Annotated in this window: 13 protein-coding genes and 1 tRNA gene; 8 read left to right on the top strand and 6 right to left on the bottom strand. The window is 71.8% G+C overall.

Features of this window, described 5'->3' with window-relative positions:
- Positions 1 to 71 precede the first annotated feature (71 nt).
- The 3 genes from I847_RS23690 (at position 72) to I847_RS0113515 (ending at position 3,955) form a co-directional block, all read left to right on the top strand.
- On the top strand, positions 72 to 1,553 hold the full coding sequence (locus I847_RS23690; protein ID WP_231384220.1) for an MFS transporter: 1,482 nt from the start codon (positions 72 to 74) through the stop codon (positions 1,551 to 1,553).
- Between the two features lie 26 nt (positions 1,554 to 1,579).
- Positions 1,580 to 2,791, top strand: coding sequence for an MFS transporter (locus I847_RS0113520; RefSeq protein ID WP_028050125.1), 1,212 nt, complete (start codon positions 1,580 to 1,582; stop codon positions 2,789 to 2,791).
- 63 nt (positions 2,792 to 2,854) lie between these two features.
- Entirely contained in the window at positions 2,855 to 3,955 is a 1,101-nt protein-coding gene (locus I847_RS0113515) for a UDP-N-acetylmuramate dehydrogenase (protein ID WP_369751739.1), read from the top strand.
- Positions 3,956 to 4,056: 101 nt separating this feature from the next.
- Here I847_RS0113515 and I847_RS23685 read toward each other — a convergent pair whose 3' ends face one another.
- The 6 genes from I847_RS23685 to I847_RS0113485 form a co-directional block, all read right to left on the bottom strand.
- Positions 4,057 to 4,485 (bottom strand): GntR family transcriptional regulator, encoded by a 429-nt coding sequence (locus I847_RS23685; RefSeq protein ID WP_051274890.1) that lies wholly within the window; start codon positions 4,483 to 4,485, stop codon positions 4,057 to 4,059.
- Positions 4,482 to 5,402 carry a hypothetical protein gene (locus tag I847_RS0113505; RefSeq protein WP_028050123.1) on the bottom strand — a complete coding sequence of 307 codons (921 nt, stop codon included), beginning with the start codon at positions 5,400 to 5,402 and terminating at the stop codon, positions 4,482 to 4,484. The genes I847_RS23685 and I847_RS0113505 overlap by 4 nt, the downstream gene beginning before the upstream one ends.
- Before the next feature lie 89 nt (positions 5,403 to 5,491).
- Positions 5,492 to 6,508, bottom strand: a complete 1,017-nt coding sequence (locus tag I847_RS0113500) for an adenosine deaminase (RefSeq protein WP_028050122.1) — start codon at positions 6,506 to 6,508, stop codon at positions 5,492 to 5,494.
- A 12-nt stretch (positions 6,509 to 6,520) separates the two neighbouring features.
- Positions 6,521 to 7,201 (bottom strand): response regulator transcription factor, encoded by a 681-nt coding sequence (locus tag I847_RS0113495; RefSeq protein WP_028050121.1) that lies wholly within the window; start codon positions 7,199 to 7,201, stop codon positions 6,521 to 6,523.
- Complete coding sequence (locus tag I847_RS23680) at positions 7,198 to 8,769, bottom strand: cell wall metabolism sensor histidine kinase WalK (protein WP_081680921.1); 1,572 nt, start codon at positions 8,767 to 8,769, stop codon at positions 7,198 to 7,200. Before I847_RS23680 ends, I847_RS0113495 begins: the two co-directional genes overlap by 4 nt.
- A gap of 66 nt (positions 8,770 to 8,835) precedes the next feature.
- Positions 8,836 to 10,062 (bottom strand): pyridoxal phosphate-dependent aminotransferase, encoded by a 1,227-nt coding sequence (locus I847_RS0113485; protein ID WP_034610228.1) that lies wholly within the window; start codon positions 10,060 to 10,062, stop codon positions 8,836 to 8,838.
- Between the two features lie 304 nt (positions 10,063 to 10,366).
- On the opposite strand from I847_RS0113485, the gene I847_RS0113480 reads away from it, so the two are divergent.
- The 5 genes from I847_RS0113480 to rplA all read left to right on the top strand — a co-directional run bounded on the left by I847_RS0113480 (position 10,367) and on the right by rplA (position 13,088).
- Positions 10,367 to 10,439, top strand: a tRNA-Trp gene (locus I847_RS0113480).
- A gap of 129 nt (positions 10,440 to 10,568) precedes the next feature.
- Entirely contained in the window at positions 10,569 to 10,853 is a 285-nt protein-coding gene (secE, locus tag I847_RS0113475) for a preprotein translocase subunit SecE (RefSeq protein WP_028050119.1), read from the top strand.
- Positions 10,854 to 10,943: 90 nt separating this feature from the next.
- Positions 10,944 to 11,777, top strand: coding sequence for a transcription termination/antitermination protein NusG (nusG, locus tag I847_RS0113470; RefSeq protein ID WP_028050118.1), 834 nt, complete (start codon positions 10,944 to 10,946; stop codon positions 11,775 to 11,777).
- Positions 11,778 to 11,859: 82 nt separating this feature from the next.
- Entirely contained in the window at positions 11,860 to 12,291 is a 432-nt protein-coding gene (gene rplK / locus I847_RS0113465; protein WP_028045082.1) for a 50S ribosomal protein L11, read from the top strand.
- Positions 12,292 to 12,368: 77 nt separating this feature from the next.
- A complete protein-coding gene (gene rplA / locus I847_RS0113460; protein ID WP_028050117.1) occupies positions 12,369 to 13,088 on the top strand; it encodes a 50S ribosomal protein L1 in 720 nt (239 codons plus the stop codon).
- Positions 13,089 to 13,141: the final 53 nt, after the last annotated feature.

The following is a 13,141-nucleotide window of genomic DNA, read 5'->3' as shown; positions in this document are numbered from 1 at the left end:
GTGTCGAATCGATTCGACCGGCATACCAGGACAGACCACTTCTTCCTCGCCACCACCGTCTCGGAGCCCTCGTGAGTCACCCCGCCCGCCCCGGGCTGCCCGCTGCCGTGAGTCGAGCGCGTTGGCTGCTGATGGGACTGTTCGCCCTCACCGGCATCATCTTCTCCAGCTGGCTCGCACGGATCCCGGCCGTCCGGGACCTGCTCGACCTGTCGACCGCCGAGCTCGGCCTGATGCTCCTGATCGGCTCTCTGGGAGCGCTGCTGACCGTGACGTTCGCCGGGATCGTGGTGCAGCGGTTCGGCAGCCGCACCTCCCTGCTCCTGTCCACGGTGGTGCTGGCGGTCGGGTACGTGCTCATGGGCATCGGCCCGACGGCGGGGTCGGTCCCGCTGCTCGGCGTCGGCATCTTCCTGAACGGCGTGGCCATCGCGCTGGGCAACGTGCCGTTGAACGTCGAGTCCGCCCGCATCGAGCGGGCCATGGGCCGCACGGTGATCCCGCAGTTCCACGCGGCGTTCTCGATCGGCGCGGTCGTCGGGTCCGCGATCGGGGCGCTCGCGGCGCACTTCGACATCTCCGTCGCGTGGCAGTTCTGCGTGGTCGCGGCCGTCGCGGTCGCGTGGCGGCTCGGGTCGCTGCGCGGCGTGGTGCTCGACGCGGCGCCCGGCGACCGCCCGCGGACGGGGTCCGTCGCGGTGGCCTCGGGACCGGTTCGCACAGGCGCCGCGGTTCCCGCTGGTCGTCGACGTCGGATCGCCAGCGCGCTCGACTCGTGGCGCGAGCCGCGGACGCTGCTCATCGGTGTCGTCGTGATGGCCGCCGCGCTGTCCGAGGGGTCCGCCAACGACTGGCTCTCGCTCGCGGTCGTCGACGGCTTCACCGAGCCCGAGGCGGTCGGCGCCGCGATGCTCGGCGTGTTCGTCGGCGCGATGACGCTGGTCCGGCTGCTGGGTACCCACCTGATCGATCGGCTGGGCCGCGTGGTCGTCCTGCGGGCCTCCGGCTCCGTCGCGATCGTCGGGCTCCTGCTGTTCGGCTTCGCGCCCACCCTTCCGCTCGCCGGGGTCGGTGTCGTGCTCTGGGGCTTCGGGGCCGCGCTCGCCGTGCCGATCGGCATCGCGGCTGCCTCCGACGACCCGATGCGCGCCGCAGGTCGGGTCGCGGTCGTCTCGTCGTTCGCGTCCGTGGCCTCGATCGCCGCACCGCCGCTGCTCGGCCTCGCCGCCGCCGCGACCGGAGCCCGGCACGCGCTGGTGCTCATCACGGTCGCGATGGTGGCCAGCGTGCTGCTCGCCCGGCGCGTCGCCCCCGAGCGGCCGGCAGACCGGTCCTCGCAGGGGGACGGCGCCGGGCCGGACCCGGCCGTCTTCGCCGACGCCGGCACGGACCCGGTCGCGGCCTTCGACCCGATCGCGTCCTTCGACCCGGTCGCGTTCGCTCATGCGGAGCGGGACCCGGCAGCCGGAGCGGACCCCGTCGGGGCGCTCGTGTCCCGGCACGTCGTCCGGAGGCGGCTCACGCGCCGCCGTCGGCTGGTGCGTGTGCCGTGACCGACCCCGTGCAGGACGATCGAACCGTGACGACCTCCCACGCGCGCCTCGTCGAGCGCGCCTCCGTGGCGGTGTTCGTCGTCTTCTTCCTCAACGGCTTCAACTTCGCGACGTGGGCCGCGCGCCTGCCCGCGATCCGCGACGGCCTCGGGTTCTCGCCCGCCCAGATGGGTGCCCTGCTGCTCATCGGCGCGGTCGGGTCGCTGCTGTCGCTGCCCCTGGCGGGCATGGTCGTCGAGAAGCTCGGCGCCCGCCGGACGGTGTTCGCGTTCGCGGTGCTGAATGCGACCGGGCTCGTCGTCGCGTCGGTCGGGGTCGCCCTCGGTCAGGTCGTCGTCGTCGGGCTCGGGCTCGTCCTGTTCGGCGTCGGGACCGGCGTCTGGGATGCCGCGATGAACCTCGAGGGTGCGGCCGTCGAGCAGCACCTGGGCCGCACGATCATGCCGCGCTACCACGCCGGCTTCTCGTTCGGCACGGTCGCCGCCGCCGGTCTCGCTGCCGCGATGGCGGCGCTGCACGTGCCCGTCGTCGTGCACATCCCGGTCGTCGTGTTCGCCTCGGTCGTCGTCGTCGGGATCGTGGTGCGCCGGTTCCTGCCGCCCGCCGACGAGGCCGCCGTCGCGCACGAGGACGCTCCCGAGAAGGGCGCTCGCGGTGCGCTCGCCGCCTGGGTCGAACCGCGCACGCTGCTGATCGGGCTCATCGTGCTGGCGGCCGCGCTGACCGAGGGTTCGGCCAACGACTGGGTCAGCCTCGCGGTCGTCGACGGCTTCAACACCGCCGAGGCTCTCGGCGCGCTGGCCTTCGGGGTGTTCGTCGCCGCGATGACCGCCATGCGCTGGTTCGGCGGCACGCTGCTCGACAGGCGCGGTCGCGTCGTCGTCCTGCGGCTGTGCGCGGCGCTGTCGCTCGTCGGTCTGCTGGTCTTCGCCCTGGCCGGGCCGCTGTGGCTCGCACTCGTCGGCGTGGTGGCCTGGGGGACCGGGGCTGCATTCGGGTTCCCCGTCGGGCTCAGCGCGGCAGCCGACGACCCCGCGCGCGCGCCTGCGCGGGTCAGCGTGGTCGCGACCATCGGGTACAGCGCGTTCCTGGCCGGTCCGCCGCTCATCGGGCTCCTCGCCCAGCACGTCGGCTACCGGCACGCCCTGCTCGTCGTGATCGCCCCGATCGCGCTCGGCCTGAGCGTGGTGGGGGCCGCCGCTCCCTTGCGCGTCGGCGCCGACACGGCCCAGGACTAACCTGAGCGCGTGCAGACCGAGCTGAGCACCGCCGACTGTTCCCCCGCGACCGTCCCCCCGGCGATCGTGTGGCCCTCCGTCCGGTCCGCCGGGACCACGCTCGCCGACCTGACCACGCTGCGCGTCGGCGGGCCGGCCGCCCGGTACGTCGAGACGAGCACAGAGGCCGAGCTGCTCGACGCCGTACGGGCTGCGGACGCGGACGGCGAGCCCCTGCTCGTCGTCGGCGGTGGCTCCAACCTGCTCGTCTCCGACGCGGGCTTCGACGGCGTCGTCGTGCGGGACGTCCGCTCGGGCGTCGACGTCCCGGACGCCTCTGCGTGCGCCGGCGCGACCCTCACCGTCCCCGCGGGAACACCCTGGGACGACGTCGTGCGGTATGCCGTCGAGCAGGAGCTCACCGGCATCGAGGCGCTCTCGGGCATTCCCGGGTCCACCGGCGCGACGCCCGTGCAGAACGTCGGCGCGTACGGCCAGGAGGTGTCGCAGAGCATCTCGGTCGTTCGGGTGTGGGACCGCGCTCGCGGTCGGGTCCGGTCGTTGCCGCTGGTCACGCTCGCCTTCGGCTATCGCACCTCCTTGCTCAAGCGCTCGATGCACGGCGCCGACGACGCCGACCCACAGGCCCCCTGGTCGCCGACCCCGCGGTACGTGGTCCTCGACGTGACGTTCCAGCTGCGACCCGGCGACCTGTCGCGCCCTGTGGCGTACCCGGAGCTGGCGCGCACGCTCGGCATCGCGGTGGGCGAGCGGGCACCGCTGACCGACGTGCGGTCGGCGGTCCTGCAGCTCCGTGCGGGCAAGGGCATGGTGCTCGACGCTGCCGACCACGACACGTGGAGCGCGGGCTCGTTCTTCACCAACCCGCTGCTCACGCCTGCCGAGGCCGCCGCTCTGCCCGCCGACGCCCCCCGGTTCCCCGCGGCGGACGGTCTGGTCAAGACGAGCGCCGCCTGGCTCATCGACCGGGCCGGCTTCGCCCGCGGCTACGGCGCCCCCGGCCGGGCGACCCTGTCCACCAAGCACACCCTCGCCCTGACCAACCGGGGGAGTGCGACGGCGCAGGACCTGCTCGCGGTCGCCCGTGAGGTGCGCGACGGCGTCGCGTCCACCTTCGCGGTCACCCTGGAGCCGGAACCGGTGCTGGTAGGCGTCACCCTCTGACGGGCCCGCCCGGCCGCCGGCCGGGACCTCGTCCGTGCCGAGCTTGTCGATACGCACGTCATTGCTCCGAATGGCGTGCGCATCGACAAGCTGGCGAGCGGCTACCGGGCCGACGGGTGCAGTGCTGGGCCACCGGGATGCGCGAGGGCCGGGGCGGCCTGCGCCGGTGTGCCCAGGAGGGCGCCCCGCACCAGTGCGAGCGCCTCGTCGTCCGCCAGCCCGGCGGCCCGCACGGCCGCGACGTAGGTCTGCGCGGCACGCCGGGCGATGTCCGTGGGAACGGAGGCGCCGGCAGCGATGACCGTCCCCGCGCGGCGACGGGTCTCGACGACCCCCTCGGCCTCGAGCTCGTGGAACGCGCGTGCCACGGTCCCGGCCGCGAGGCCGAGGTCGGTGGCCAGGGCGCGGATCGTCGGCAGCCGGTCACCGGTGACCAGCCGACCGGCGGCGACGTGCGCGACGACCTGCGCCCGGATCTGCTCGAACGCCGGCACGCCCGAGGTGACGTCGACCTCCAGCTGGGCGCTCATGCGGTCACCAGCTCAGCCGGCACCTGAGCCGGGGCGGGCGCCTTCGCACGCGAGCCACGTACCGCGATCACGGCCGACACGACGGGGATGGACACGGCCACGTACTCGCTGGCTAGCCGGATCGTCTCCCATGCGTCCGGCCCGAGAGCCCAGGACGTCTCGAGCACGCCGATCGCACGAGCCGAGAAGAACAGGCATCCGGCGAAGGTCCACGCCAGGACGAGCTGGACCCCCGCCAGGATGCGACGGCACGAGGTGCGACGCAGAGCCACGTCCGCCGCGGGAGCGGTGTCGCTGACCGGGGGCCGACGTGCCACGAGGGCGAGCACGACGAACGTCGCCAGAAGGACGAGGACGAGCGCGAGCATGAGGGGACGTCCGTAGTGCCACCCCGGGAACGGGCGCGCGACGCGGAAGTAACCGAGGCTGTCCGCCTTGGAGAGTGCCCCACCAGGGTCGTCTGCCACGGCGCCACAGACGACGAGCACCGCTACGAGCAGGGCCGTCCACGTGCCGGTGAGGATCGACAGCCCCCGGGGGGCGATGTCCCGAACCCTGCGCCGCTCCAGCGCAGCGCGCCGCACGGCGCCCACCGGACGCGGCCACGTGACCTCGCCGATCGCTCCGACCGCCAGGAACCCCATGCCGCCGATCAGCGGCAGCGCGGCGATCATCGGTCCACCGAGGGCGAGGAGGTTGAACGCGCGTCCGCTCTCGATGACGAGAAGCGCCTGGGCAGGGGCGAGCAGCAGCACCAGCCAGGCGAACGCGACGACCCGGCGCGCATGCCTCTCGGCGGCTACCCACGCCTCCGACGGTGTGGTCGGGCCGACCGTGCGCACGGGTCGCAGGCTCCAGGCGACGACGGTGAAGAGCAGCAGGATCGGCGTCAGCAGGATCGCCTGGTAGAGCGGCACTCGAACTCCTATGTGTCAATGTATCGAATGATTGACACAATGCACCGTGGACCCTCCCCGCGTCAAGGAACGCGGGCTGGGGCGAACCGTCAGGAAGCGAGCCACGTGTCGACGCCCGCAAGCAGGCGCGTCTTGACTGCGTCGGACGCGCGGCTGGCGCGGATCGAGGAGCGCGCCAGGTCGGCGAGCTCGCCGTCGGTGAAGCCGTGTACCTGGCGTGCGATCTCGTACTGGTCGACCAGGCGGGACCGGAACAGCAGAGGATCGTCGGCGCCGAGCGCCACGGCTGCGCCCGCGTCCACCAACGAACGCAGCGGCACGTCCGCGGTCGTCGGGTAGATCCCGAGCGACACGTTCGACGCCGGGCACAGCTCGAGCGCGATCCCCGACGACACCACCCGGTCGAGCACCCGCGGGTCCTCAACCGACCGCACGCCGTGCCCGAGCCGGTCGGGACGGAGGTGGTCGAGGACGTCCTCGACGTGCGCGGGACCGAGCAGCTCTCCGCCGTGCGGGACGGAGGCGAGCCCGGCGTCGCGGGCGATGCCGAACGCGTGGGCGAACTCGGCGGTCTCGCCACGGCGCTCGTCGTTGGACAGCCCGAAGCCGATCACCTGACCGGGACCCTCGCCGGCATGGTGCGCTGCCAGGCGCGCGAGGATCCGTGCGTCGAGCGGATGCCGCATCCGGGAGGCCGCGACGATGACCCCGATGTCCAGGCCGTGCGCGAGAGAGGCAGCCCGGGCGGCGTCCAGCACGATCTCCAGCGCGGGCGTGAGGCCACCGACGAACGGCGCGTAGGACGTCGGATCCACCTGGATCTCGAGCCGCCCGGAGCCCTCTGCGGCGTCGTCGAAGGCTGCCTCGTCGACGATCCGCCGCATGTCCGCCTCGGATCGGACGCACGCCCGTGCGGCGTCGTACAGGCGCTGGAACCGAAACCAGCCGCGCTCGTCGGCGGGCACGTGCAGCGGGTCGTCGTCCAGGAGTGCGTCCGGAAGGTGCAGGCCGTGGCTCTGTGCGAGCGAGGCCAGCGTCGACACGCGCATCGATCCCGTGAAGTGCAGGTGCAGGTGGGCCTTGGGCAGGGTGGCCAGGTCTCGCACCGGGTCAGTCTGTCAGTCGCAGGAGCCCGCATCCGCCAGCCGGTAGCCGACGCCGCGCACGGTGTCGAAGTGCTCGGCGCCCACCTTGCGACGCAGATAGCGCACGTACACGTCCACGACGTTGGACCCCGGGTCGAAGTCGTACCCCCACACCTCGGACAGCAGGCGCTCGCGGCTGAGCACTTCGCCCGGGTGCCGCAGGAACGTCTCGGCCAGCGCGAACTCACGGGCCGACAGGTCCACCTCGGAGTCGCCCGACCGGATCCGACGCGTGCGCAGGTCGAGCTGCAGGGTGCCGTGCCGGAGCATCGAGGTCTCGCCCGACGGCGTGCCCGACGCGCGCAGCCGCAGCCGGACGCGCGCGAGCAGCTCCTCGAACCGGAACGGCTTGGACATGTAGTCGTCGGCCCCCGACTCCAGCCCCGTGACGGTGTCGGTCACCGACGACCGCGCCGTCAGCACGATCACGGGCACGGTGGAGCCCTGGGCGCGCAGCCGGTTCAGGACCTCGAAGCCGTCGATGTCGGGCAGTCCGAGGTCGAGGACGAGCAGGTGGACGTCGCCTGCGCGCACGCGGGAGATCGCCTCCTGACCGGTCGTCACGGCGGTCGTCTCGAAGCCCTCGGCGCGCAGGCCCTTGGCGACGAACGACGCGATCCGCTCCTCGTCCTCGGCGATCAGGATGCGGGTCATCGGCGCACCAGCGCCCGGGACCGTGTGCGCCGGGTCTCGCCGACGACGAGGTCGCGCGCCGGCAGGTCGAGCACGAACACGGCACCGCCGGACCCGACGTGCGCGGGCGGCTGCTCGACGAAGACGCGTCCGTGGTGCGCCGCCGCGATCGCCGCGACGATCGGTAGTCCCAGGCCGGCGCCGTGGGTCGTGCGATCCGCACGGCCACGGTGGAACCGCTCGAAGATCTGCTCCATCTCCTCGGGTGGCACACCGCTGCCCTCGTCGCGAACCCAGATGAGCAGGCGGTCGCCCGCGACCTCCGACCCCAGGCGCACGGTCGAGCCGGGGTCCGAGTAGCGGTGCGCGTTCGCCAGCAGCTGCAGCCACGCCTGCGTGATCCTCTGTGCGTCGAGCTGGACGACGACGTCGGCCCGCGCGGCGACCACCCAGCGTCTGTCGCCCAGCCCGCGCGCCTTGTCGTGCACGTCGTCCGTGAGGCGCCCGATGTCGGTGGGGGCGTATCGCACGAAGTCCGGCCGGTCCGCCGTAGCCAGCGTGACGAGGTCGTTCACCAGGCGCTGCATGCGGTCGAGCTCGTCCAGCGCGAGGGCCTGCGTGGCGCGGACGTCGTCGGGATCGCGCGGGTCGAGCAGCTCGAGGTGCCCGCGCACGACGGTCAGCGGAGTGCGCAGCTCGTGCCCGACGTCGTCGACGAGCTCGCGCTGCGACCCGAACGCACGCTCCAGCCGCCCCAGCATCGCGTTCACCGTACGGGCCAGGTCCGACAGGTCGTCGCGACCGGAGACGTCGATGCGTTCGGACAGGTCGGACTCGGTGATCCGACGCGTCGTGTCGCGCAGCAGCCGGACCGGCCGCAAGAGCCGCCCGACCACGAACCAGGCGACCAGTGCGATGATCGCGAGCGCCAACCCGCCGACCGCGAGGAACGTCCGGAACGAGCTGTGCAGGCTGGCCAGCTCGGCCGTCCGGTCGTACGCGACGACGAACACCCCCTGCTCGGCGTCACCCGCGATCGACGCCGGAACCGTGACGAGTCGGTACTCGGTGGTGGGTGTCCGCACGGTTCGCGTCCGGACGGGGTCGCTCGGCGGGACTGCCTCGAGCACGCTCACCAGCACCGGGTCCTCGTCCAGCCGGAGGGCCTGCGTGGCGAGCGCCGCGTACCAACGCGGTGTCGAGTCGATGAAGGTCAGCACTCCTTCGTTCTCGCTCGGCACCTGGCTGCGCACGCTCTCCTCGAGCAGCAGCGAGGTCCGTGTCCACGCCAGCCCCGTGGTCGGGTCGGCCGAGGTCTCGACGACGCGCAGCGCGGCGACCGCACGGGACAGCGAGTTGTCGATCCGCGCGTCGGTAGCACGCGTCTGGAGAGCGAAGGCGGAACCGCCGGCGGTGAGCACCGCGACCGCCGAGAGCGCGACGACAGCGGCGAGCAGACGGGCGCGGACCGTCAGGAGCGCGAGCGTTCGCCGTCCGATCGCGATCGACCCCGTGGCCGTCGTCGGCACCTCGCGCCGGGCGCGCGGCCGTGCATGAGCACGACCGGCGACACCGACGCTGCGGGACATGTCGGACAGTATGTCCGCGCGGGACCGTCCGCGGGCAGGGAAGCCGGAGGGCTACCGGGCCGACGCCTACTGCGCGAGCAGCGCCTGGATGCGGCTGATGCCCTCGATGAGGTCGTCGTCGCCGAGCGCGTACGAGAACCGCAGGTACCCGCTGGGGCCGAACGCCTCGCCGGGCACCACCGCGACCTCGGCCTGCTCGAGGATGAGAGTGGCGAGCTCGGCAGAGGTGGTCGGCGTGACCCCGCGGATCGTGCGGCCGAGCACGCCCTGCACCGAGGGGTACACGTAGAACGCGCCCTGCGGGACGGGCACCTCGAAGCCGGGGATCACGCTGAGCATCTCGACGATCAGCTTGCGCCGACGGTCGAACGCGTGGCGCATCTCCTCGACCGCTGCCAGGTCGTCGGTCAGTGCGGCGATGGCCGCCCGTTGCGACACGTTGGCGACGTTCGAGGTCAGGTGCGACTGCAGGTTGGTCGCGGCGGCGATCACGTCGGCCGGCCCGATCATCCAGCCCACGCGCCAGCCGGTCATGGCGTAGGTCTTCGCGACGCCGTTCAGCACGATCGTCGTGTCGGCGAGCTCGGGAACGACGCGCAGGATGGGCGTGAACACCGCGTGGTCGTAGGTCAGGTGCTCGTAGATCTCGTCGGTGATCACCCAGATCCCGTGCTCGAGGGCCCACCGCCCGATCTCGATCGTCTGCTCGGGGGAGTAGACCGCACCGGTGGGGTTCGAGGGGGAGCAGAACAGCAACGCCTTGGTCTGGGGGGTGCGCGCGGCCTCGAGCTGCTCGACGGTGACCAGGTAGCCCTGCTCGGCGCCGGCGAAGACCTCGACGGGCACGCCGCCGGCCAGCCTGATCGCCTCGGGGTAGGTGGTCCAGTACGGGGCGGGCAGCAGGATCTCGTCACCCGGGTCGACGATCGCCGCGAACGCCTGGTAGACGGCCTGCTTGCCGCCGTTCGTCACCAGGACCTGCGACGGCTTGACCTCGTACCCGGAGTCACGCAGCGTCTTGGCGGCCACGGCCTCACGCATCGCGGGCAACCCGGCGGCCGGCGTGTACCGGTGGTTCGCCGGGTCCTTCGCAGCCGCGATGGCCGCGTCGACGATGTACCCGGGCGTCGGGAAGTCGGGCTCGCCGGCACCGAAGCCGATGACCGGGCGCCCGGCGGCCTTCAGCGCCTTCGCCTTGGCGTCGACCGCCAACGTCGCCGATTCGGCGATCGCGGCCACTCGGGTGGAAACGCGGGGACGGGGGGAGGACGTCTGCTCGCTCACGGCCCCCATAGTGGCAGACGTCACGTGGGGCGGTGCCCATGCATTTCACTGGTCGGGCGAACGTGTTCCACGTGTCGCGACGAGACGCCGTGCAGCCGCTCGGACGACGGCGTGACCGTGGTTCGACCCAGCCGTCCTCGTCGCGTACAGTGGACCCCCGGCGGTTGACATCCGCCATGATGAGCCGTGCCCCGGCAGTGCGAGCGCGCATGCAGAAGTGCAGCGCAGTCAGTGTGCCGGGTGCTGACGGTCCCCCCTCCGGGTGGTGGCCATCGGTGCGCGCGCGGCGTTTCATGGCGGTCGAGGTCGCCGAAGGGTAGTGGCGCAATTGGTAGCGCAGCGGTCTCCAAAACCGCAGGTTGCAGGTTCGAGTCCTGTCTACCCTGCGCACGGATCCAGCCTCGCAAGGGCTGGACAGTGAGCAGGACCGCCGGTCGGTCCGGCGCGACGCGTCGGCCCGTCCGATCGTCGGGTTCCGCACGGAACCCGACCACCACGAGACGTAGGGGCCAGACGTGAGCGAAACAGCACCGGCTGCGGCGTCCGACGCCGAGGGTTCGGCGGCGCGCCCGTCGACCAAGCCTGCCCGCAAGGGCAAGGAGCGTCCCGGACTGTTCGCCCGGACCGGGTTGTTCTTCCGTCAGGTCAAGGGCGAGCTCAAGAAGGTCGTCTACCCGACGCGGCCCGACCTGGTGACCTACACCAGCGTCGTGCTGGTGTTCGTCGCCGTGATCATGGCGTTCGTCACCGTGGTGGACCTCGCGGTCGGCAAGCTCACGTTCTGGGTCTTCGGCGGCTGACGCCCGCCGTCCCGCAGACGCTCCGCTCCGGTGGGGCGCTCACCGCTCCGGCACGCCGGGGCGCATTCGCTAGAGAAGGCAGGTTCGCACGTGTCGCAGGAGTCGCAGGAGCCCACGACGGGCGCCGAGATTGAGCTCGACGACGCCCTCGCGTCGGTCGAGGCGGTCGAGGCATCGGCCGGGGACGCCGAGGGTGTCGAGCTCGTCGACGCCACCGAGAGCGACGCCGACGGCGAGGTCGACGGCTCTGAGGAGGCCGGGGACGACGCCGAGCCGCAGGACGCCGTCGAGTCCGACGAGGTCGAGGACGAGCCCGACGTCGACGAGGACCCGGTCGCCGCGTTCAAGGCCCAGCTCCGCAGCCAGCTGGGTGACTGGTACGTCATCCACTCCTACGCCGGCTACGAGAACCGCGTGAAGGCCAACCTGGAGAACCGTCGCCAGAGCCTGAACATGGAGGACTTCATCTACGCGGTGGAGGTCCCCATGGAAGAGGTCGTGGAGATCAAGAACGCTCAGCGCAAGGTCGTCAAGCGCGTGCGGATCCCCGGCTACGTCCTGGTGCGCATGGACCTGACCGACGAGTCGTGGGGCGCCGTCCGGCACACCCCGGGCGTCACGGGCTTCGTCGGCCACACCCACCAGCCGGTGCCGCTGACGCTCGACGAGGTCTTCTCGATGCTCGCGCCGTCGCTGGAGCCCAAGACCCCGACGACCGCTGCCAGCGCCGCCAAGGCCGCCTCACAGATCAAGGTCGACTTCACCATCGGCGAGTCGGTCACCGTGACCGACGGCCCGTTCGACACCTTGCCGGCGACGATCTCGGAGATCAGCGCCGAGAACCAGAAGCTCAAGGTGCTCGTGTCCATCTTCGGCCGGGAGACCCCGGTCGAGCTGTCCTTCAGCCAGGTCGCCAAGATCTGACTGGAAGCCCGTCCAGCGGACGGGTCCTGCAACCGGGTCATCGCCCACGGCGTCGGCCCACGACACAGAACGGAAGTTCAGCATGCCCCCGAAGAAGAAGGTCACCGGCCTGATCAAGCTCCAGATCAAGGCCGGCGCCGCCACCCCCGCGCCGCCGATCGGTCCGGCGCTGGGTCAGCACGGCGTCAACATCATGGAGTTCTGCAAGGCGTACAACGCGGCCACCGAGGCGCAGCGCGGCAACGTCATCCCCGTGGAGATCACGGTGTACGAGGACCGCTCGTTCACCTTCATCACGAAGACGCCGCCGGCCGCGGAGCTCATCAAGAAGGCCGCCGGTGTGGCCAAGGGCTCGCCGACGCCGCACACCGTCAAGGTCGCCTCGCTGACCAAGGCGCAGATCACCGAGATCGCGAGCACCAAGCTCGAGGACCTCAACGCGAACGACCTGGCCGCGGCCGAGAAGATCATCGCGGGCACCGCCCGTTCGATGGGCATCACGGTCCAGGGCTGATCTACCCGTAACACCCCCAGTGGCAGGGCCATGTGCGGCCCGACAGACCACGACTGCTCACAAGGAGAACCAAGCAGATGGCTAAGCACAGCAAGGCGTACCGCAACGCCGCCGAGAAGATCGAGGCGGGCAACCTCTACAGCCCGCTCGAGGCTGTCCGGCTCGCGCAGGCGACGTCGACCACCAAGTACGACGCGACCGTCGAGGTCGCCTTCCGCCTCGGTGTGGACCCGCGCAAGGCGGACCAGATGGTCCGTGGCACGGTCAACCTGCCCCACGGCACCGGCAAGACCGCCCGCGTCATCGTCTTCGCGACGGGCGAGCGTGCCGAGCAGGCCCGTGCCGCCGGTGCCGACGAGGTCGGTGGCGACGAGCTGATCGACAAGGTCGCGGCCGGATACACCGACTTCGACTCCGCCGTCGCGACGCCGGACCTCATGGGCAAGGTCGGTCGACTGGGCAAGGTCCTGGGCCCGCGTGGGCTCATGCCGAACCCGAAGACCGGCACCGTGACGATGGACGTGGCCAAGGCCGTCGCCGACATCAAGGGCGGCAAGATCGAGTTCCGCGTGGACCGTCACGCGAACCTCTGCTTCATCATCGGCAAGACGTCGTTCAGCGACGTGCAGCTGGTGGAGAACTACGCCGCCGCGCTCGACGAGATCCTGCGTCTGAAGCCGTCCGCCTCGAAGGGTCGCTACATCGCCAAGGCGACGTTCTCGACCACGAACGGCCCCGGCATCCTGGTCGACCAGAACCGGACGCGGAACCTCACCGCCGAGGACGACGCCGCCTGATTCTGGGTGTTGTCGACGAAGGCCCGGTCCCATGGGGACCGGGCCTTCGTCGT

The sequence above is a fragment of the Cellulomonas sp. URHD0024 genome (assembly GCF_000426185.1).
Lineage (GTDB): Bacteria > Actinomycetota > Actinomycetes > Actinomycetales > Cellulomonadaceae > Cellulomonas.
Note: the sequence above shows the minus strand (reverse complement) of the source record. Positions and strands in the feature narration are given on the sequence as shown.

Coding starts and splice junctions, on each gene's coding strand:
- I847_RS23685 (WP_051274890.1), bottom strand. CDS start 4,485: ATGAGCGCCCAGCTGGAGGTCGACGTCACCTCGGGCGTGCCGGCGTTC.
- I847_RS0113495 (WP_028050121.1), bottom strand. CDS start 7,201: ATGACCCGCATCCTGATCGCCGAGGACGAGGAGCGGATCGCGTCGTTC.
- I847_RS23680 (WP_081680921.1), bottom strand. CDS start 8,769: ATGTCCCGCAGCGTCGGTGTCGCCGGTCGTGCTCATGCACGGCCGCGC.
- I847_RS0113485 (WP_034610228.1), bottom strand. CDS start 10,062: ATGGGGGCCGTGAGCGAGCAGACGTCCTCCCCCCGTCCCCGCGTTTCC.
- rplK (WP_028045082.1), top strand. CDS start 11,860: ATGCCCCCGAAGAAGAAGGTCACCGGCCTGATCAAGCTCCAGATCAAG.
- rplA (WP_028050117.1), top strand. CDS start 12,369: ATGGCTAAGCACAGCAAGGCGTACCGCAACGCCGCCGAGAAGATCGAG.